17 protein-coding genes and 1 tRNA gene are annotated in these 19,449 nt (G+C 60.6%); 6 read left to right on the top strand and 12 right to left on the bottom strand.

Translation table 11 applies throughout. The annotated features are described in order from the left end of the window. Positions 1-203: 203 nt before the first annotated feature. Both A6U87_RS00745 and A6U87_RS00740 read left to right on the top strand, forming a co-directional pair. Positions 204-1,451, top strand: a complete 1,248-nt coding sequence (locus A6U87_RS00745) for an ROK family transcriptional regulator (protein ID WP_065689337.1) — start codon at positions 204-206, stop codon at positions 1,449-1,451. Beyond that, the gene (locus A6U87_RS00740; protein WP_065689336.1) at positions 1,435-1,917 is read left to right on the top strand and encodes an RbsD/FucU family protein; all 483 of its coding nucleotides are present in this window, start codon (positions 1,435-1,437) and stop codon (positions 1,915-1,917) included. Before A6U87_RS00745 ends, A6U87_RS00740 begins: the two co-directional genes overlap by 17 nt. 3 nt (positions 1,918-1,920) lie before the next feature. On the opposite strand, the gene A6U87_RS00735 is transcribed toward A6U87_RS00740, so the two are convergent. The 9 genes from A6U87_RS00735 to A6U87_RS00695 all read right to left on the bottom strand — a co-directional run bounded on the left by A6U87_RS00735 (position 1,921) and on the right by A6U87_RS00695 (position 13,752). Next, positions 1,921-2,958 (bottom strand): 4-hydroxyproline epimerase, encoded by a 1,038-nt coding sequence (locus tag A6U87_RS00735; RefSeq protein WP_065689335.1) that lies wholly within the window; start codon positions 2,956-2,958, stop codon positions 1,921-1,923. A 46-nt stretch (positions 2,959-3,004) separates the two neighbouring features. Beyond that, a complete protein-coding gene (locus A6U87_RS00730) occupies positions 3,005-4,252 on the bottom strand; it encodes an FAD-binding oxidoreductase (RefSeq protein WP_065690191.1) in 1,248 nt (415 codons plus the stop codon). A gap of 653 nt (positions 4,253-4,905) precedes the next feature. Next, positions 4,906-5,277, bottom strand: coding sequence for a surface protein (locus A6U87_RS00725; protein WP_065690190.1), 372 nt, complete (start codon positions 5,275-5,277; stop codon positions 4,906-4,908). Positions 5,278-5,474: 197 nt separating this feature from the next. After that, positions 5,475-5,723 carry a hypothetical protein gene (locus A6U87_RS00720; RefSeq protein ID WP_244499421.1) on the bottom strand — a complete coding sequence of 83 codons (249 nt, stop codon included), beginning with the start codon at positions 5,721-5,723 and terminating at the stop codon, positions 5,475-5,477. A gap of 207 nt (positions 5,724-5,930) precedes the next feature. Further along, positions 5,931-7,154 (bottom strand): exopolysaccharide biosynthesis GT4 family glycosyltransferase EpsE, encoded by a 1,224-nt coding sequence (epsE, locus tag A6U87_RS00715; protein ID WP_065689334.1) that lies wholly within the window; start codon positions 7,152-7,154, stop codon positions 5,931-5,933. A gap of 97 nt (positions 7,155-7,251) precedes the next feature. After that, positions 7,252-9,300, bottom strand: a complete 2,049-nt coding sequence (locus A6U87_RS00710) for an acyltransferase family protein (protein WP_065689333.1) — start codon at positions 9,298-9,300, stop codon at positions 7,252-7,254. Positions 9,301-9,871: 571 nt separating this feature from the next. Continuing rightward, a tRNA-Arg gene (locus A6U87_RS00705) sits at positions 9,872-9,948 on the bottom strand. A gap of 121 nt (positions 9,949-10,069) precedes the next feature. Then, positions 10,070-11,590 carry a HAMP domain-containing sensor histidine kinase gene (locus A6U87_RS00700; RefSeq protein ID WP_065690188.1) on the bottom strand — a complete coding sequence of 507 codons (1,521 nt, stop codon included), beginning with the start codon at positions 11,588-11,590 and terminating at the stop codon, positions 10,070-10,072. A 161-nt stretch (positions 11,591-11,751) separates the two neighbouring features. Next, positions 11,752-13,752, bottom strand: a complete 2,001-nt coding sequence (locus A6U87_RS00695; protein ID WP_065689332.1) for a methyl-accepting chemotaxis protein — start codon at positions 13,750-13,752, stop codon at positions 11,752-11,754. Between the two features lie 443 nt (positions 13,753-14,195). Here A6U87_RS00695 and rpmH point away from each other — a divergent pair, with 443 nt between their 5' ends. The 4 genes from rpmH (at position 14,196) to yihA (ending at position 17,357) form a co-directional block, all read left to right on the top strand. Further along, positions 14,196-14,330 (top strand): 50S ribosomal protein L34, encoded by a 135-nt coding sequence (gene rpmH, locus A6U87_RS00690; protein ID WP_065689331.1) that lies wholly within the window; start codon positions 14,196-14,198, stop codon positions 14,328-14,330. Between the two features lie 22 nt (positions 14,331-14,352). Then, positions 14,353-14,754 carry a ribonuclease P protein component gene (gene rnpA / locus A6U87_RS00685; RefSeq protein ID WP_065689330.1) on the top strand — a complete coding sequence of 134 codons (402 nt, stop codon included), beginning with the start codon at positions 14,353-14,355 and terminating at the stop codon, positions 14,752-14,754. Then, positions 14,754-16,547, top strand: coding sequence for a membrane protein insertase YidC (gene yidC / locus A6U87_RS00680; protein ID WP_065689329.1), 1,794 nt, complete (start codon positions 14,754-14,756; stop codon positions 16,545-16,547). The genes rnpA and yidC overlap by 1 nt, the downstream gene beginning before the upstream one ends. 153 nt (positions 16,548-16,700) lie before the next feature. Beyond that, entirely contained in the window at positions 16,701-17,357 is a 657-nt protein-coding gene (yihA, locus tag A6U87_RS00675) for a ribosome biogenesis GTP-binding protein YihA/YsxC (protein WP_065689328.1), read from the top strand. A 50-nt stretch (positions 17,358-17,407) separates the two neighbouring features. On the opposite strand, the gene A6U87_RS00670 is transcribed toward yihA, so the two are convergent. The 3 genes from A6U87_RS00670 to A6U87_RS00660 all read right to left on the bottom strand — a co-directional run bounded on the left by A6U87_RS00670 (position 17,408) and on the right by A6U87_RS00660 (position 19,322). Then, positions 17,408-17,965 (bottom strand): fasciclin domain-containing protein, encoded by a 558-nt coding sequence (locus A6U87_RS00670; RefSeq protein WP_065689327.1) that lies wholly within the window; start codon positions 17,963-17,965, stop codon positions 17,408-17,410. Between the two features lie 101 nt (positions 17,966-18,066). Beyond that, positions 18,067-18,786 carry an anti-sigma factor gene (locus tag A6U87_RS00665; protein WP_065689326.1) on the bottom strand — a complete coding sequence of 240 codons (720 nt, stop codon included), beginning with the start codon at positions 18,784-18,786 and terminating at the stop codon, positions 18,067-18,069. Further along, complete coding sequence (locus A6U87_RS00660; RefSeq protein ID WP_065689325.1) at positions 18,783-19,322, bottom strand: sigma-70 family RNA polymerase sigma factor; 540 nt, start codon at positions 19,320-19,322, stop codon at positions 18,783-18,785. The genes A6U87_RS00665 and A6U87_RS00660 overlap by 4 nt, the downstream gene beginning before the upstream one ends. Between the last annotated feature and the right edge of the window lie 127 nt (positions 19,323-19,449).

Raw genomic sequence — 19,449 nt, 5'->3', positions numbered from 1 at the left:
ATGGCAAACCGCAATTTCACGAGCGCGAACCTGGTATTCGGACTTCGCCGGTGGCCTCTCCTGACCCGGTCCGCGCCGTTGACAGGGCTAATTAAGGGCAAAAGAATTTGGCTTGTCAATAAATAAATCCAATTGAATTATTAATTCGCTGTGGCATGCTCGTCGAAAATAGCGCATAGGCCAATAAACGGGAGGAGTGGCCAATGTCGTCCATAGGGGCTCCGGTTCAGACACCGGCCCAGCTGCCGATTCTCAGTCCGGCCGGCGGCGCGAACCAGATCAGGGTGCGCGCCTACAACGAACGGCTTGTGCTGTCGCTGGTGCGCCTTTACGGCTCCCAGTCGAAGGCGGATATCGCACGTCGTACGGGTCTTTCCGCGCAGACCGTATCGGTGATCATGCGGGCGCTGGAGAAGGAAGGGCTGCTGTCGCGCGGTGAGCCGGTGCGCGGCCGTGTCGGGCAGCCGTCGATTCCGATGCGGCTCAATCCCGATGCCGTCTACTCCTTCGGCGTGAAGATGGGACGCCGCAGCGCCGATCTCGTGCTGATGGACTTCGTCGGCCGCATAAGGATGCAAAAGCGCCAGACCTATTCCTATCCGCTGCCCGAGGAGTTTCTGAACTTCATCACCACGGGGATTCAGGAGCTGGAGGCCCGCCTCGACGAAGGCCAGCGCAGCCGCATTGCCGGGGTGGGCATCGCGGCCCCCTTCGAACTCTGGAACTGGGAAGAAGAGGTCGGCTCACCCAAGGGCGCGATGGACGTCTGGCGCGACGTCGACCTGCAGACCGAGGTCGCATCGCGCATTGCCCATCCGGTCTTCCTGCAGAACGACGCGACCAGCGCCTGCGGCGCGGAGCTGGTGTTCGGCGTCGGCCCCTCTTACCCCGACTTCGTCTATTTCTTCATCGGCTCGTTCATCGGCGGCGGCATCGTTCTCAACTCGGCGATCTTTTCAGGCCGCACCGGCACGGCAGGCGCCATCGGCCCCCTGCCCGTTCGCGGCAAGAACGGCGAAACGCTGCAGCTTCTCGAGGTCGCCTCCATCTTCGTGCTCGAAAACATGCTTCGCGAGCGCGGGATCGATCCGCAGCCGCTGTGGTATTCGGCCGACGACTGGGTCGATTTCGGCGAGCCACTGGAAGAGTGGATCCAGGATGCTGCGAAGGCGCTGGCACAGGGGATCGTCGCGGCAGCTTCCATCATCGACTTCAGCGCCGCGGTCATCGACGGCGGCTTTCCCGCCTGGGTGCGCGAGCGCATCGTGCGGGCGACGATTGCCGAAGCCGACAAGCTGGACCTGCAGGGCGTCGTGATGCCCGACATCATCGAGGGGGCGGTCGGCGCGCAAGCGCGCGCCATCGGTGGCGCCAGCCTGCCGATCTTTGCGCGCTATCTCACGGACCAGAACGTACTCTTCAAGGAGGTCGACAATGCTGAAGGGACTTAACCCCCTGCTGAGCCCGGAATTGCTATCGACGCTGCGCAGCATGGGGCATGGCGACGAAATCGCGATTGTCGACGGCAACTATCCCGGCGTCGAGGACGCACGGCGGCTGATCCGCCTTGACGGCCACCGCATCATTCCCGTTCTCGATGCGATCCTGAGCGTCCTTCCGATCGACGACTTCGTGCAGGAAGCGATCTTCCGCTCCACCGTGAAGGCGGACCGTGACAAGCTCGATCCTGTGCATGAGGAAATGATCGACTGCTGCGCCCATTATGAGCCGCATCGCCAGGTGGTGCCGCTCGTCGGGCAGGAGTTCTACGGGCGCGTCCGCGCCGCGCACGCCCTTGTCCAGACAAGCGAGCCTCGGCTCTACGCCAATATCATTCTGCGCAAGGGCGTTATCTATCCAAAGGCGACGGGCGACCATTCCCTCGGAAAGGATGAGATCGACCCGTTCGGCTACTGACCGTCAGATCTCGCCGGCCGACGGACCCCAGACGTCCGTCAGGGCAAAACCGCCCGGATGCGGATCGAATGGATCAAGCGCGACCTGCGACAGGCCAAAGGTGAAGCCGCGACCCGAGATCGTCGGGATGATTGCCGGGCGCCCTGCTACCGTCGTTTCCGCCAGGAGACCAACCTCGAACTCGGAATCGATGATCGAACGCGACTTGAAGACGTCGCCGACCTTGGCCCTGCCACGCGCGTGCAGCGTCGCGAGATTGGCCGAGTTGCCGGTGCCGCAGGGCGAGCGATCGGCGCGACCGGGCCACATCGTCGTGCAGGTGCGCACCGTGCCATCTGCTTCGATATCGCGGAACATGACATAGGCGACGCCCGAAATCGCCGGGATCTCCGGGTGAACGACCGAGACGCTGCGGTTGATCAGATCCTTGAGGACCATGCCCGCCTGAACCAGCGCTGCGGCATTCGACTTCTCGATCGTGAGATTGATCTGGCCGACATCGACAAGCGCGTAGAAGATACCGCCATAGCAAAGGTCTGCCTGGATCTTGCCCCACTGCGGCGTATCGATCTCGACGTCCAACTCGTGAACGAAGGACGGGACCATCGTGAGCTTCACCTTTTCACATCGCCCGTCGCGGCACGTCGCCGTTGCCTTGACGAGGCCGGCGGCCGTCTCAAGCGTGACGACGGTTTCCGGCTCGTGCATTTCCACGATGCCGGATTCCAGCAGCGCGGTCGTCACGCAGATCGAGTTCGAACCGGAGCTCGCATGGGCCTGATCCGGCTGGAGGATGATGAAGGCGGCGTCAGCATCCGGATGCTTGGGTGGCAGCAACAGGTTGACAGAGCCGATCGGGGCGCCACGCGGCTCGAGGCATAGAAACCGCCGCAACTCCTGCCCCTTCGGGTCCGTGTTCAGCCAACGAAGCTGCTCGGCAACCGTCTCACCCGGAATCTTCGGAACGCCGCCGATGGCGACCTTGCCGATTTCACCTTCCGCGTGGACATCCAGTAGCTGGATCGTGCGTTTCCATCTCATCGGTCAACTCCCATAAAAATTGCCGTACGGCGCTTCGCCGACGATCTCAATAGCGGTCGATACGGAACGGCACCATGTCGACGCCGGGCTTGGCGCCAGTCATCATGTCCGCAACCAGCTGCGCCGTCGTCGCGCAATAGGTGAGGCCAAGATGGCCATGGCCGGTGGCGTACCAGATGCCGGGCATCTTCGACGATGCGGAGATGATCGGGATCGTGTCCGGCAGCGCCGGGCGATGGCCCATCCATTCGGTCGTTTCCTCGACCTGCAGCCCCGGTACGGCACGCTGCGCGTGACGAACAAGGACGCGCGGACGACGAAAATCGGGCGGCGCATCAAGGCCCGCGAGCTCGACATTGCCGCCGACGCGAATGCCGCCCGCTGTCGGGGTGATCATGAAGGCACGATGCGGCCAGATCACCGAGTAGCGCATCGAGACGCCGGGCTTCATGATCTGCGTATGATAACCTCGCTCCGTTTCGAGCGGAATCGGCTCGCCGAGCTTTTGCGCCAGGACGCGGGTCTGGACACCCGCCGCAAAGACGACGGAATCCACGGTCAGGCGCTGACCGTTATCAAGGAGCACGACCGTTCCGGCGTCGCTCTTCTCGACATTGCGCACCGCGCCCGAGAGAAAGCCTGCGCCAAGTGCGAATGCCGCATCGGCGAGCTTGACCACAAGGTCATAAGGATTGCGGATCGACTTGTTGTCAGGCAGCAGGACCGCCTTGGCGATCGATGGCGACAGCGTCGGCTCCAGGTCGCGGATGGCGGCGCCTGACAGCACCTCGAAATCAAAGCCATAGCGGCGCATCATCTCGATATGGCCGCGATCACCGGCGAATTCGGCTTCCGTCTCATAGATCGCCAGGCAACCTTCTTCGGTCATCAGGTCCGGCGCGCCGATCGCAGAGAGCATTTCTCGGAAATCAGCCAGCGCACGCCGCGACAGGCTCATCCCGGCGTCTTCGATCTGGCGCAGACGGGATGGCCTTCCCGCGGCGATGAAGCGCAGGAACCAGGGAAACATCTTCGGCGCATAGGAAGGACGCAGCCAGACCGGCCCTTCCGGATCAAGCAGCCAGCCGGGGATCTTGCGCCAGGTGGTCGGGCCGGAACCGGCGGCAAAATCGAGCGCGATGCTGGCCATGTTCCCATAAGAGGTCCCGCGCCCCGGTTCCCCCTTGTCGATCAGGGTCACCTGAAAGCCGCGCCGCTGCAGTTCGAAGGCGATCGCGGCGCCTATCACGCCAGCGCCGACAACCGCGACCGTCCGTTTCTGTTCATCCACCATGTCTTCGCCCATCGCTCAGCAACAAAACCGTCGTCACCCTCATAGCTGATATATCAGAATGGCGGCGATTGCCTATCGGAATTTTGTGGAGACGATGTTGCACGCGCAAGAAGCCACGGACCCGAAACCGGAGCGACAGAATTTCGCGGTCGCAACGACCGTGGGGTTTGGTAAACAGCCGCTGGGAAGATGTGCGCTGAATAGAAAAGAGCCCGGTGCGGGAGGAGGTGCACCGGGCTCTTGATCCTGACTGACAACTGGGAGGAGGAGTGTTGCCAGTCCGATGAAGGAGCGCTGGGAGGAGGAGTGCGCTGCCTTCGAGAACATAGATAGCCCATCGTTTCGATCAGGAATAGGGAGATTACCGCAATGCAGCAATGCACTGAGCGCAAGGCTATGGTCGCTATTTTTCCACGCCCGCTCATTTTTGCAGCATTTTTGATCAATCGGTCAATTCCATGGGCAAAAATCAGCTTCTACGTGTCGACATCACGTAGATTTTTCCGCTTCCCTCCCACCGAGACCCGCGCGTTGTCCCGACAAAAGAATCATCCAGGAAGGTTTTGAGGATGATCCAGAGAAAGGGCGGCACACCGCCGCCCTTTCTCTCGTAAGCCGTCGTTTGGCAACCATTGCCGTAAGGCATTCAGCGGTCACCATTCGTCGCCGCAAGGCATGCTGCCGTCACCATTTGTGCCGCCGAAGGTGCTCTGGCAGTAGGTGTGCCGCGGTGCCACTGGAGCGGGGGCCCGAACACCGATAGACCCTGTGGTGCCGGTATCCACGCCAAAGGCGGCCAGCGGGTACCAATAGCCGTCAGAATGGCGCCGCATTCCGGGTTTTTCCACACGCGAACCACGATAGCCGTGCCAGTAGACAGCATGCGGGTTGTACTGCACCAACTCGACGTTTGTGGTGCTCGGTAGCGGAAGTTGCTGGAGGGGAGCAGCCTGCGCAGGCGCAAAGGACAGCGCGAGAAGTGCGCCAAGCGGCAGGGCAAGAGAAGCAGAACTGAGCATTTTCATGATAAACCCTCCTTTCGGATTTACATGAAGAAAATGCGTTCTTTCCTTGTAAAGTTCCGCGATCACACGCGACCTCCAGCACTTGTGATCGGCGGCGACTGGCCGTGATTACAGCCGGCAAGCGCCTGCGGATCGCGATGCCACCACGCTGTTCGGGCAGCATGTCGAAGGGAGCCTTTCAGGGCGAGATCGGCCCCTCAGCGATCATATACGATGCGATAACCCTGGCTCGAGAGGCAAGCGACATACTGGCGGCGCGCGGCGGCTCTTGTTTGCGCCTCCTCATTGGCGGCGTCGATCGGGCGGTTTGCCATATGCGCCCGCAACTCGTACTGCCTGCGCGCTTCCTCGTACATGAAATTACCGTCGGCAGTGCAGATGGCGTGTGCGACGCCGGGCAGATTGAGCGGCGGATCAAGCGTGTTGACCGGCGTCAGGACAGGCATATTGTCGACGCAACTCGCAAGCACGGCGACCGATCCGCCAAGAACAAGCGCCCGAGCAAACTTACCCACGATATTCCCTCCGGCCTTGCACCATTTCACACGATAGCGCACCGCCCCACGGGGCAGCGCGAGGCGACAATCGCGCAACAACATTGCGCCAGCCTAGCGGCGAGCTCCAAGATGCTACGATGGCAGGTAGAATTGTCGCTAGCGAACGCGTCCGCGCGAACGCAATCGTTCGATCTCGGTAATCAGGGTTTCAGCGCCAAGGCTGGAGCGGAAGGCGGCGACAACTCGCTCTCGTCCGGCCAGGCTGATTTTTTTCGCCAGTTCAGGCTGCTCGACAAGGGTGCGGATGGCGCCGGCGAGTGCCACAGGATCCCTTGGCGGGACGAGAATGCCGTCTTCACCGTCAGTAATAAGCTCGCGGACACCGCCGGCGTCGGTGCCGATTGTCGGCACTTCGCAGCTCATTGCCTCCATATAGGCAACCCCAAGCGGCTCCTGCCAGCTTGCAAGCGCAAAGATGTGCGCCTCCATCAACCTGCGCCGCACCTCTGCCTCGTTCACGGCGCCAAGCAGCTTCACACGATCGGTGAGCTGAAGATCGCGGATGGTTGCCTCTATAACTGCGCGGAATCCCTGCCCGCCCACGTCGTCCTCGCCGGCGATCTCCAGCCCGACATCCATGCCTTCATTGACCAGCTGGCGAATGGCCTGAAGCAAATCCTGATGACCCTTGGCGGCATTCAGGCGCCCACAGGAGAAGATCATCACCCGCTCGCCGGGCGCAGCCGACCGGTAGGCCGATTTGCGGGCAAAGCTATCGGTATCGACACCCATGGACTGCACTACCACCTCGGCAGGCATATCGCGCCCTAGCGCCTGGCGTGCCTGGTCAAGCAGGGTCTTGGTGATCACAGAAGCAAAGGCGGCACGACGCCATTTGAAGCCCTGCCCCGCGCCATAATCGGCAATCGGTCCATGCAACGTCAGGCTATAGGAAAGACCAGTCATGCGATTGGCGAGCGCCGCTATCAGGGCGGCTCGCCCGCACGAATGAACATGCACGTGGTCGATACCGTTGGCGGCACAATGTCTGGCGAGCCGCCGTGCCGAGGAAAGGCACAGCACGGCATCCTGAACCACGGCCGCGCCTTCGCTTCTGATCTCGGTCATCAGGCTACGCAACGGCAGCGAGAAGAGTGCCTGCAGGGTTGCGATCGGCGCGGGCTGGCCCAGATATTTGGTGTTCGCCATCGCCTCGGCGGACCAGCTGTGCGAAATCAAACCGGACGGAGGCGGACGCGTGCTCAGCACACTGAGATCGACACCGCGTTTCCTCAGCTCGTTGATTTCACGCCAGAAGAAGATGTGAGTCTGCCCAGGAAATTGTGGAACGAGATATGCAATTTTCGGATTTTCACCCATCAAGTCCGTCTCTCTACCGATTTGCAAAGAGCTTTGTAAATCAAGACTGCCAAGTCGCACACCTGCACTTCCGGAGGGTACTTGTCAGCGATTGCGGCTACAGCCTTGACGCAACGACAGTGGATAGGCGGCCCGCGATGATGCTGGCGCCCAGCTGGCTTACGTGATCGTCATCGATATAAAGCGCGCGGCCTTCCATCTGAAGCAGGCAACGGCCTTGCTGCAGCGTGTCGCAGAACAGCTCCCTTGGCTTGATCCGGAGCAGATTGGGGTGAGTGCCGATGCCGTCGAGCATGGCATCGGAGCCGGCGTTGCGCCTCTTGTTGACTGCCGAAGCCGTGGAAAGATCGACGTCGTGCTTCAGGCCGAAATACATTTCCTTGGACAGGTAGGCCGGCACGTCCCAGCCAGCTTCGGGGATCTGATAGACCAGCACAACCTTCTTGCCGCGCGCAAGCAGGTCCTTGATATGCTGCTGCACGAGATCGGAAACCGATCGGATGCGGGCGGCAGAATCGTCGCGCGGCGCTTCTCCCGCGACCAGCTGCATGTAGCGAACGATCGTGCCCTCGTTGCCACCCTCTTCGTTGTTAAACAGATAGCCGCCGAGATGCGCCGTCCAGCGTGAAGCCAACACGACGGTGTCGATCGCCGGGTGGCTGTCGAGGTAGCTCATCGCGTCGGTGTTGAAGCGCAGGCAGCTTTCGCCCGGGATCGAGCTTTCGAGCCCCGGAACCGGCATGCAGCCGGCATGGGTGAACTGCCGGACGCCCGTGCCTCGCGCAGCGAAGACCTTGGCCATCTCCAGCGAAATCGCCGCGCCATGGCTATCGCCGTAGATCATCACGGTTTCCGGCAGCGTCTTGTTGTGCCGGCAGGTATCCTGCGGTTCGATATAGTTCCTTTCCGTGCTCAGGCATGGCTGGAACATCGCACTCTCTTCCTTGAAGATCGCCGCGGTATTCAGCGCCTCGTCCGAAAGCCGTCCAGGGAAGCCCTGCTTGAGCTGACCTGCCGCGCCGACCACGAAAATCACCGTGCTTGCGGCAACCGCGCCGGCAAAGATCGTCCTGCGGCTCACCCTGCTGCGATCCCGGAAGGGGCGCTCGACATAGCGCCAGCTCGCCCATGCGATCGACAAGGACATCAGCGCGACGGCAAGGCTTAGCCAAACCGGCGGCTCGTTCAACATTCTGAGCCGCAGGAATGCGAGCAGAGGCTGGTGCCAGAGATAGGCGCTGTAGCTGATCAGGCCGACCCATACCAGCGGCTTGAGGCTGAGCAGACGGCCGGCAAGCGAGCCCGAGCGTGCGAACATCAGCACCAGCACCGTACCGATAACGCAGGGCAGGACAAGCAGGCTCGGCGTCTGCCCGCCGGCGGGGAAGAATGCCAGCGATCCGACGATCAGGACGAGGCCCGCGAGCGACAACCAGTCACCATGCCTGGAGAGCGCCTCGGCGGAGCGATTGCGCAGCGCGAGCGCGCCGATCGCCCCGGCAAGAAGCTCCCAGGCACGCGAAACGATCATGTAAAACCCGGCCTCGGGATCGATCGATTGCAGCCATTGCGAACATAGGATGCTCGCAAGCGTCAGGCCCGCCAGCAGCGGAAGGGTCAGCCGCCGGCCGAATGTGAGGATGGCGAGCAGCAGCAGCGGAAAGACGACGTAGAACTGCTCTTCGACCGACAAGCTCCAGGTATGCAACAACGGCTTTTGTGCCGACGTCACGTCGAAGTAGCCGGTCTCGATGTAGAAGAGGATGTTCGACGCATAGCTGACCGTGGCCATCAGGCTTTGCGAGAAATCCTTGTAGGCCATGGGCAGCATCCACAGCCATGCAAATGGCAGACATGCGAGGATGACCACGAACAGCGCGGGCAGAATACGCCGGGCACGCCGCTCGTAAAAATCGATGATCGAAAACCGGTTGTTGTCGATATCGCGGGCAATGATCGAGGTGATGAGGAATCCACTGATGACGAAGAATATATCCACGCCGATGAAGCCGCCACTGAAGAACGGAACGCCCGCGTGAAAGAGGATCACCGGGAGAACAGCAACGGCCCGGAGACCATCCACTTCCGGACGATACAAATCCTGTCGATCGCCAAGAACACCTGACGTATTGGTCTTCATCAACATGCAGATTTCCCCGGCTTTCAGCTAACTGGCGACAGCTACTACAAGAAACATCTTCCAAGCGCCGAGAATCCTCGGGGAAGAGTTAATCAAGAATTTCCGCAAAAGTAGAATTGCGATAAAATCACGCAATCCAGGGATGCCTATTCAAGGCGCAAGCGCCGGCGCGTTTAACCGCGCAGCTGCTACTGGAACAGGCTCAGGATCTTCGTCGGCGCGGAGTTGGCGATCGACAAGGACTGGATCGCCAGCTGCTGTTGGGTTTGCTGCGCCGACAGTCTCGACGACCGAGCAGATGACCAATACAAGCTTATGCCACGCCCCTTTGACCAGGCTGACTGCAGCCTAGTCGTGCAGAGGAATCGATTGGCCGCAGGTTCGACTACAGCAATGACAAATCGCCGCCGATGGCGCTCGCTGCCGAATGTACGGCGTAAGGCCAGTGTGCGCCTTATCGTCGAAGGAAATGGGTAAAGCGGGAATGCCAGAACTGGCGTAGGCCATTAGATTCGAGCGAAAGCGAACCGGATCAATCCAGGCGTTCTAAGGCTTCTACAGAAGAGATTGGAAGGAATGGCGCACCCGAAGAGATTCGAACTCCTGACCCCCAGATTCGTAGTCTGGTGCTCTATCCAGCTGAGCTACGGGTGCGTCTGCAGCGGTGTGTCCCGCTGGCGTGAGCGGTTCTCTAAAGGGTCCTTTGAGCGATTGCAATAGGCTTTTTCAAAAAATAACAGTTCTTGTCACACAAGACTGGAATGCGGAAATCGCATTACTTTTCATGCAGGGTGCGGCTGCGGTAATCCTCCAGCGAAACCGGGCGATCCGGAATCTCGATACGGAACTGGGTTCCGACCGATGGTTTTTCCACAAGCGCGATTGTTCCCCCATGCGCCAGCACGAGCTCGCGCGCGATGGCCAGCCCCAGTCCCGTGCCGCCCGAACGGGCCGAGCCACGGAACGCGGCAAAGAGGTTCTGGCGGGCCTTTGGCGGCATGCCGGGGCCTGTGTCGTCGACGATGATGCTGACGACACTGCCGACGCGCTGCGCCGAAACGGTGATGCGTTTGACCACCTCGGCATTGCCGGCGTCGCCCATGGCCGTCAGCGCCTGCAGCGCGTTGCGGCAGAGATTGTGGATGACGCGGAAGAGCTGCTCGTTGTCGGCGTCCACCTCAAGGTCCAAGCCCACCTGCTCGACAAACTCGACGCCACTCTGCACGTCGATCGCCAGCATGTCCTTCACATCCTCGATCAGCACCGAGAGCCTGACCGCGCGTCGCCGTGGGGCCGATTCGGTTGCCTGACCATAAGAGAGCACCTCCGTCGTATAGCCGACGGCGCGGTCGATCGTACGCAGCAGCTTCGGCGCGAAACGCTTCACCATGGGATCGTCGACATCGACGAGGCGGTCGGACATGAGCTGCGCCGAGGCGAGGATATTGCGCATGTCGTGATTGATCTTGGAGACGGCCAGCCCGAGGGCGGCAAGATTTTTCTGCTGCTTCAGCGTCTTTTGCAATTCCAGCTGCATGGCGCTCAGATGCCGGCCGGCAACGGAGAGCTCGTCGCGGCCGCCATCGCTCGCGAAAACATGCTCCGGCTTCTCGGGATCGGAGGAGAATTCCTGCATGCTCCCGGTCAGGCGGCGGATCGGATGAATCAGGATGCGGTTGAGCGCGAAGAAGATCAGCGTCGCGGTAAACAGCGAAATCAGGATCGACAGCAGGAAGACGTTGCGGGAATAGAGCAGCATCGCATTGCGCAGATGCTTGTCCTTCATCACCACTTCAACGCCAGTGTTGGTGTCCTGGACCGGGCCATAGACGCGGATCATCCTGTCACCACCGAAGATCAGCGTATCGAGCGCGTCGCCGATGGCCGTCAGCGCCGGCACATTGGTCAGGTCATACTGCTCATCGACGGAGGTCGGCATATCCGAAGTCGCCAGGAGGCGCGAGGTGCCGTCCTTTCGCAGGACGATCGCCTTCGTCCCAGTCGCGTCGAGCGTTTCCTTCTGCAGGGCGCGCGTGAGCTCCACCGGCTGCAGGCCATCGATAACGATGGCGGCTGCGGCAGCAGCACTCAGCCGCTCGTCTAGCCAGCGCAGGCGCATGGCGCTGACCGACGGGAAGAAGATCAGCACTTCAGCCAGCATGATGCAGACGACGATCAGCCAGAGGAGCTTGCCGGAAAGACCACCGAACAGGCCCAAGGGGCGGCGCGCATCGCTGCCGCCGTCGGAGGCGGTCGTGCTTGCGGAAAGTTTGTCTGCTTGGTCAGAGGCCGGCATCGCATTTGTCCACTCGGCGTCCAGCGCCACAGATCAGTCTTCTATAATAAACTATGGAGACGCGTTTTCAAATGTTTGCGAGCAAGTGGCACGATCCTGACAGCAAAAACACGAACGCCGCCCGGAGGCGGCGTTCCCTATTCAGTCAAACGTGTCGGAGATCAGAATTCTTCCCAGTTCTGCTCGGCGACGGCGGCATTGCCGTTGAATGCACGGGCGACGCTGTTCATGGCGCGGCGTGCAGGCGATGCGACGGGGCGGTGCTCTTCATAACGCGCGACCGCCACGGGTGCTGCCGCATGTCCGCTCGAGACCTTGAAGCGCGAGATCAGGCGTACAAGGCCATCGGCTTCGGCCGAAAGCTTGTGGGTCGCAGCCGAGGTTTCTTCCACCATCGCGGCGTTCTGCTGCGTGACCTGGTCCATCTGGTTGACCGCGGTGTTGACTTCCTTGAGACCTGTCGACTGCTCCTTGGCAGCCGTTGCGATCGAATGGATATGATCGTTGATCGCGTTGACACGGCGCTCGATCTGCGAGAGTGCCTCGCCGGTCGCTTGGACGAGCTTGACGCCGACCTGAACCTCGTCACCCGACTTGGTAATCAGGCCCTTGATGTCCTTGGCCGCCGTCGCCGAGCGCTGTGCCAGCTCTCGGACTTCCTGTGCAACAACTGCAAAGCCCTTGCCGGCTTCACCAGCGCGCGCAGCTTCGACACCGGCGTTCAGTGCGAGCAGGTTGGTCTGGAAGGCGATTTCGTCAATCACGTTGATGATCTGGCTGATCTCGCGGGATGCCTGCTCGATGCGGCCCATGGCCTCGACGGCATTGCGCACGACCACACCCGACTTGCCGGCATCATCCTTGGCTTCGGTGACCATGACGCTGGCCTCCTGAGCTCGTTCCGTCGAGTTGTTGACGACGGCGGTGATCTCGTCGAGCGCTGCCGAGGTTTCCTCGAGAGCAGCGGCCTGCTGTTCGGTGCGCTTGGAGAGATCGTCGCTTGCCGAACGCAGTTCGTTGGTGTTGCCGTTGAAGGCTTCGGCAGTTTCGCGAACTTCGCGCATCGTCGTCTGCAGCGTCGCAAAGGTGCTGTTGACGTTCTTCTGCAGCTCGGCAAAGGCACCCTGGAAATTACCATGCATGGTCTGCGTCAGGTCACCATCCGCAAGGCTGGCGATCACGCGGCGGGTTTCGCCGACACCGCCATCGACGCCCGACAGCAGGTTGTTGATGTTGCCGGCGAACTGGTTGAGGTTCTCGTCGCCATAATCCTTTTCGATGCGGCGGCTGAAATCACCGGCGGCAGCGGCTGCGACCACGACCGACATGCTTGACTGCAGGTCGTCGCTCTTGGCGCGCATGGCGGCTTCCTGCGCGTTCATGCGGCGAACGGCCAGACCGTTTTCCTTGAAGACGGCGACGGCTGCTGCCATTTCGCCGATTTCATCCTGGCGTCCGGCGAACGGAACTTCGGCATCAAAATTGCCATCGGCAACGTTCTTGATCGCATCCGTGACCTTCTTGATCGGGCGGCTGAGCTGCACGCTGCCAATATAAAGACCAAGGCCCACGCCGACCGCGATGCCGATACCCGTGATGCCAAGCACCAGCCAGAGGATCGACGAGCGGAAGCTCTCGATCTGCTGGTTGACGGCTTCGAGCGTCGCCTTGTCGGTCGCCACGATCGCATCGATCTCAGCCTGGAAAGCCTTGCGGTTCGCACGGTTGGCGTCGTTGTTGCCCTGCTCGTTGGCAGCCTTCGGGTCGACCTCGGTGCCAAGCCGTGCGGTCTCGGCGCGGAACGAGCGGAATTCCTTGGCGCGATCCATCAGCTTGCCGAAAGACTCTTTCTGGCTTTCCGGAATGAGCGGCTGCCAGGAGGCTATGACCTGGTCGATCTGATCGAGGTCCGCCAGCAGGCCCTTGGCGAATGCGCCGGCATCCTTCGTCGTCGGCGCGCCATAGATCCCGCGGGCTTCCATGACGGTCGCAGTCACGAAACGGTTCAACCGCTCACCGGAGTAGGCGCGCGCGGCGGCATCTTCATAGGCCGACAGGTTGTCGTTATATTCATGAACTGCATAAAGCGCCGTCGCTCCGATCAGCAGTGCAACGCCGCACATTGCCGAAACGAGCAAATTGATCTTGCCACTAATCTTCACTGAAAACCCCCACTAGCACAACGCGCCGAAAAGCACTCCTCCGGCTGATAGCTAAATTTGGCTCAAATAAATTAACGTTAGATTTCGGATGGTTGGCGAGATAACTATAATAAATTACCCGTGCTTAGTGGTTGCTGCGTATATTTTTGCAGCAGATACGAGCAGATCGCGCGATATCCGCGCGGAACGATTGCAGCATGAGAAAAAAATTGTGACTGCCAAAGGTTTAGGCACCGTCACAAACCTTAACGGGTTGCGCGAGATTTAGCACCCTAGAGGCGAAACCGGCGGATTCGGCCTGCGATAATTGACTTATTGGATCTTCATCCGTATAAGCCGCCGCACGTCCGGTCATAGTGGCTTTTGGCCCCGCCCGTTCGAAAAATAACGCTCCTTGCAATATGCAAATTCAAGAAGGGCCGCACTCCGCGGTGTTTAAATAAATGAAGCGTACCTACCAACCATCCAAGCTTGTCCGCAAGCGTCGCCACGGTTTCCGTGCACGTATGGCTACCAAGGGCGGCCGTAAGGTCATCGTTGCTCGCCGCGGTCGCGGCCGCAAGCGTCTTTCGGCCTAAGGCCGGAATTGCCCGATAAGTGATGGCGGGCGAATTGACGACCAAGAATGAAAAAATGACTGCCGGGCGGCTTAAAAGCCGCCCGCAGTTTCTTGCTGTTCGCCAGGGCGAAAAACGCAAGGGTGGTTTCTTCCTGCTTGAGGTGCTCAACCGGAAAGAACCCGAGACCGAAGCCCGCGTCGGCTTCACCGTTACCAAAAAACACGGCAATGCGGTCGAACGAAACCGGATGAGGCGACGCCTGAAAGAGGCAGTGCGACTTCATGCGGGGTTTGCAATGCAGCCCGGACACGACTATGTGGTTGTCGCGCGAAGGGACGTGCTTCAGGCATCCTTCAAAGAATTAGCCGCAGAGCTCAAGGCTCGCGTCGAGACCAAGCCGAAACACAAGCGGTCCGGAGACGGACGCTCCAGGAACGTATGATGCAAAACAACCGCAACTACTTCATTGCGATCGCCCTCTCGGTGCTGATCGTTCTCGGCTGGCAATTCCTTTATATGAATCCGCGCATCGAAGCGCAGCGGAAGGCCGAACTGGCTCAGAAGGCCCAGCAGCAGACCGAGCAGGTGCAGACGCCTGCCGCGGGCGGCGCGGGCACGGCCCAGACGAACGGTGCCGCTCCTTCCGGCCAGGCTGCCGCGACGACATCGCTCGCAGACGCGCTTGCCAAGAACCCGCGCGTTACGATCGATACCGCCGCTCTTGCCGGCTCGATCAACCTCGTCGGCGCCCGCCTCGATGACCTGAAGCTCAAGGGCTACCACGAGACCGTGGATGACTCGAGCCCGATCATCACGCTCTTCAGCCCGTCGGAGACGAAGGACGGCTACTTCGCCGAACTCGGCTACATCGGCGACGCTGCCACCGGCAACGTTCCGGGTCCCTCGACCGTGTGGACCGCGCCGGAAGGCGCCAAGCTGACCGAAACGACGCCGGTTACGCTCACCTATACCAATGACAAGGGCATCACCTTCGCCCGCACGATCTCGGTCGATCAGCACTACATGTTCACGGTCACCGACAAGGTCACCAATGCGGGCCAGGCTCCGGCGGCATTGTCCTCCTATGGCCGCGTTACCCGCTACAACAAGCCTGCAGTCGCATCGACCTACGTGCTGCACGAAGGCTTCATCGGTGTGATTGGCGACAGCCTGCTCGAGAGCAAGTACGCTGCTGTCGAGAAGGAAGCCGTGACGCCGGCAACGGCAACCGGCGGCTGGCTCGGCATCACCGACAAATACTGGGCGGCAACGATCGTTCCGCCGCAGCAGACCCCGTATGATGCACGCTTCACGCACTTCACGGATGGTCAGCCGCGTTTCCAGGCAGACTACAAGCAGAACGCCGTTACCGTCGCTCCTGGCCAGTCGCTCGAGCTGAAGAACCTCGTGTTCGCCGGCGCCAAGGAAGTTCCCGTCATCGACGGCTACAAGGATAGCTACCAGATCCCGCGCTTCGATCGCCTGATCGACTGGGGCTGGTTCTACTTCCTGACGAAGCCGATGTTCAAGCTGATGGACTTCTTCTTCCGCTACTTCGGCAACTTCGGCGTGGCGATCCTGCTGACGACCATCGTCGTCAAGGCGCTGTTCTTCCCGCTCGCCAGCAAGCAGTACGCTTCGATGGCGAACATGAAGCGCGTGCAGCCGAAGATGGAAGAGCTGAAGGCCAAGTTCGGCGACGACCGCATGGGCCTGCAGCAGGCGACCATGGCGCTTTACAAGGAAGAGAAGATCAACCCGATCGCCGGTTGCTGGCCGATCGCGCTGCAGATCCCGATCTTCTTCTCGCTCTACAAGGTGATCTACATCACCATCGAGATGCGCCACGCGCCGTTCTTCGGTTGGATCCAGGACCTTTCGGCGCCCGATCCGACCTCGTTCATCAACCTGTTCGGCCTGCTGCCGTTCGCCGCTCCGACCTTCCTGCATCTCGGCGTCTGGCCGCTGATCATGGGCGTCACGATGTTCCTGCAGATGCGCATGAACCCGACACCGCCGGATCCGACGCAGGCGATGATCTTCAATTGGATGCCGCTGGTCTTCACCTTCATGCTGGCAAGCTTCCCGGCCGGTCTGGTCATCTACTGGGCCTGGAACAACACGCTTTCGGTGATCCAGCAGTCGGTGATCATGAAGCGCCATGGCGTGAAGATCGAGCTCTTCAGCAACCTGAAGGGGCTCTTCAAACGAAAGCCGGCGCCCACCGAGAAATGATGGAAAGCCCCGCTTCGGCGGGGCTTTTCTTTTATGGCTGCGCGACCGCTAGGTGCTCCCTTGGGTGACAGTGTTCGCGCGGCCGGTTGACAAAATGACCCGAAACCTGAATGCCATAGGCTCACTGGATTTGGACGTGCTGGAAAAGGCCGAATGACCGAGAACAACGACAAGCCGCTCTTCGGCCGCACGTGGATCTTCATCCGCGGCGTGCCCTCCCTGAAATTCCTACCTCCGGAAGGACCAGCGGAAGTGGCTTTTGCCGGCCGCTCGAATGTTGGCAAGTCGTCGCTGATCAATGCGCTTGTCAGCCACAAGGGCTTGGCGCGGACATCGAACACACCGGGGCGCACGCAGGAACTCAACTACTTCGTTCCGGACGGGTATTCCGGCGAAGGCGGCGACCTGCCGCCAATGGCGCTCGTCGACATGCCGGGCTACGGTTATGCGCAGGCGCCGAAGGAACACGTGGACGCCTGGACCAAACTGGTCTTCGACTATCTGCGCGGCCGCGCGACGCTGAAGCGCGTCTACGTGCTGATCGACAGCCGCCACGGTATCAAGAAGAACGACGACGAGGTCCTCGACCTTCTCGACAAGGCGGCCGTTTCCTATCAGGTCGTCCTGACCAAGACGGACAAGATCAAGCCGCCAGCTGTCGTGAAGCTGCTTGCCGAGACAGCGGAGAAGATCAAGAAGCGCCCCGCGGCCTATCCTGAAATCATCGCAACGTCGTCGGAAAAGAGCGAAGGGCTGGACGATTTGCGTGCTGCCATCGCCCAGACGGTCGGGGTCGCCAACTGGAAGTGAAAGGCGCCCCGGGGTGGAATAGGGCGCCTCTCGGGACTGCCTGAACTTGCTTACATCTTCGGCAGCAGAACCTTGTCGACCACGTGAATGACGCCATTCGACTGTTTGACGTCCGCGATGGTCACATGGGCAACGTCACCGTTTTCGTCAGTGAGCGTGATCTTGCCCATGCTCTCCCTGGCCTTCAGCACGCAGCCGCCAACGGTCTTGATATCGTGCTCGCCGCCATCTGCCTTGATCATCTTCGCGACGGTCTTGGCCATCGCATCAGCGGCAACGACATGGCAGGTCAGGATCTTTGTCAGCTTGGCCTTGTTCTCAGGCTTCAGCAGCGTATCGACCGTACCGGCAGGCAAAGCCGCGAAGGCTTCGTTGGTCGGCGCAAAGACTGTGAGCGGGCCCTTGCCTTCGAGCGTCGAGACAAGCCCGGCTTCCTTGACGGCAGCAACCAGCGTTGTGTGATCCTTGGAGTTCACGGCATTCTCGACAATGTTCTTCGTCGGATACATTGCGGCACCGCCTACCATCGGGTTCTTTGCCTGTGCGGCGAAGGCGAGCGTGGAAACGGCGGTGGAAAGCGCGACGATGCGCAATGCGGACTTGAGCATAATTGTTCTCCTCTTGCGTCCACGTCGGCCAAGCCCAATGCCTGAATGCCGCGAGGACTTGAGGATCTACGGAGCGCCCGCAAAAAGAGTTTCAGAAATAATTACGGCCTGTGCGCAGCGCCGCTGGCAACCACCGGGCCGGTCGGCGCGCCTGTGCGTGATCCGCCGAACGGTTCGAGGCTGACCGCAAGCGTGGTGCCCTCCCCGAGGGTCGCACGCATATCGGCCGGTATGACAAGTTCCCCGGCCTGTCCCGGCGGGAATATGCCGAGCGATTTGGGCGCCCCATCGGTGGGCACCATCCAGAGCTCGAGCGACTTCTCTTCCGGTTTGCCCGCAGCAACCGGGATGATCTTCATCCGGCCGCTTGCGGTCTCGTATGACGCCATCAGGTTGATCTGGCTGTTCGGCGCCGAGAGTTCAGCGATGAGCGGCGCCCCCGGTTTGGGTGGGGAGACCGTCGCGAATGCAAGAACCAGGGACGCAGCCGCCACCAGAAGCGACGCGGCAGTCAGCGACCGCCAGAACACGACCGAATTCCAGAGGCCCAACGCAGGCGCGCCGCTCGCTTCCGGCACGCCGAACAGGCGTGCTTCGACCTGCTTGAAGGTTTCCTGGGTGGGAGACACGACGTCGTAGTCTTCATTGAAGCTTGAGAGATTTGTTTCCCAGCGACTGACGATGGCGGCAAACTGTCGGTCGCGGCGCATTCGCTCTTCGACTACCCGCCGATCCTTGAAGGAGAGAACACCAAGCACATACTCGCCTGCGAGTACTTCGTCGCGCGAGCGGCCTCCCTTGCTTTGATCCGATGATGTCATCGTTCCATGCACTCTCTCAGCTTCAAGAGGCTGCGTCGCAGCCACGTGCGCATCGTATTCAAGGGTACGCCAAACTGATCGGCGAGCTCCTGATAGCTCAGCCCTTCGACATAGGCCTGTCGGACCGCCGTCGCACGTTCAGCTTCCAACTCTTCCATGCAGGTGTCAATCCGCCTTCCTTCATCGCGCAGCACAGTCTGCGCTTCGGGATCAAGATCGCCATCCGCAAGATCGTACGCCGTGTCCAATTCGTCCGCCACCGGCTTTCGACCGCGTAGCGTGTCAATTGCCTGATTGCGCGCAATTGTCGCCAGCCATGACGACGGGGCGCCGGTATCAGCCGCAAAGACTGAAGCGCGCTGCCAGATCTTGATATAGACTTCCTGCAACGCCTCCTCCGCCTCCACGCGGTCTTTCAGGATACGCAGACATATGGAAAAAAGTTTCGGGCTGGTGTCGCGATAGAGCGAGGCGAAGGCTTTTCGATCGCCGAGTGCAACGCGGCCGATCATCCCTGCAATGTCCTCGCTCCCCATGCAGCGCCTCTTCCCTGCCATGCGACCAACCCAAAGGAGATTCGTCGTGCTCGGCAACGCACCCGAATGCGACCAGATACGGCAACTAATGCAGTGTGGATTATTCCATCTGTCAAAAACTTGGGAT

This window comes from Rhizobium sp. AC44/96 (assembly GCF_001692185.1).
Classification (GTDB): domain Bacteria; phylum Pseudomonadota; class Alphaproteobacteria; order Rhizobiales; family Rhizobiaceae; genus Rhizobium.
Note: the sequence above shows the minus strand (reverse complement) of the source record. Positions and strands in the feature narration are given on the sequence as shown.

Coding starts and splice junctions, on each gene's coding strand:
- A6U87_RS00745 (WP_065689337.1), top strand. CDS start 204: ATGTCGTCCATAGGGGCTCCGGTTCAGACACCGGCCCAGCTGCCGATT.
- A6U87_RS00740 (WP_065689336.1), top strand. CDS start 1,435: ATGCTGAAGGGACTTAACCCCCTGCTGAGCCCGGAATTGCTATCGACG.
- A6U87_RS00735 (WP_065689335.1), bottom strand. CDS start 2,958: ATGAGATGGAAACGCACGATCCAGCTACTGGATGTCCACGCGGAAGGT.
- A6U87_RS00730 (WP_065690191.1), bottom strand. CDS start 4,252: ATGGTGGATGAACAGAAACGGACGGTCGCGGTTGTCGGCGCTGGCGTG.
- A6U87_RS00725 (WP_065690190.1), bottom strand. CDS start 5,277: ATGAAAATGCTCAGTTCTGCTTCTCTTGCCCTGCCGCTTGGCGCACTT.
- A6U87_RS00720 (WP_244499421.1), bottom strand. CDS start 5,723: ATGCCTGTCCTGACGCCGGTCAACACGCTTGATCCGCCGCTCAATCTG.
- epsE (WP_065689334.1), bottom strand. CDS start 7,154: ATGGGTGAAAATCCGAAAATTGCATATCTCGTTCCACAATTTCCTGGG.
- A6U87_RS00710 (WP_065689333.1), bottom strand. CDS start 9,300: ATGTTGATGAAGACCAATACGTCAGGTGTTCTTGGCGATCGACAGGAT.
- A6U87_RS00700 (WP_065690188.1), bottom strand. CDS start 11,590: ATGCCGGCCTCTGACCAAGCAGACAAACTTTCCGCAAGCACGACCGCC.
- rpmH (WP_065689331.1), top strand. CDS start 14,196: ATGAAGCGTACCTACCAACCATCCAAGCTTGTCCGCAAGCGTCGCCAC.
- rnpA (WP_065689330.1), top strand. CDS start 14,353: ATGGCGGGCGAATTGACGACCAAGAATGAAAAAATGACTGCCGGGCGG.
- yidC (WP_065689329.1), top strand. CDS start 14,754: ATGCAAAACAACCGCAACTACTTCATTGCGATCGCCCTCTCGGTGCTG.
- yihA (WP_065689328.1), top strand. CDS start 16,701: ATGACCGAGAACAACGACAAGCCGCTCTTCGGCCGCACGTGGATCTTC.
- A6U87_RS00670 (WP_065689327.1), bottom strand. CDS start 17,965: ATGCTCAAGTCCGCATTGCGCATCGTCGCGCTTTCCACCGCCGTTTCC.
- A6U87_RS00665 (WP_065689326.1), bottom strand. CDS start 18,786: ATGACATCATCGGATCAAAGCAAGGGAGGCCGCTCGCGCGACGAAGTA.
- A6U87_RS00660 (WP_065689325.1), bottom strand. CDS start 19,322: ATGGGGAGCGAGGACATTGCAGGGATGATCGGCCGCGTTGCACTCGGC.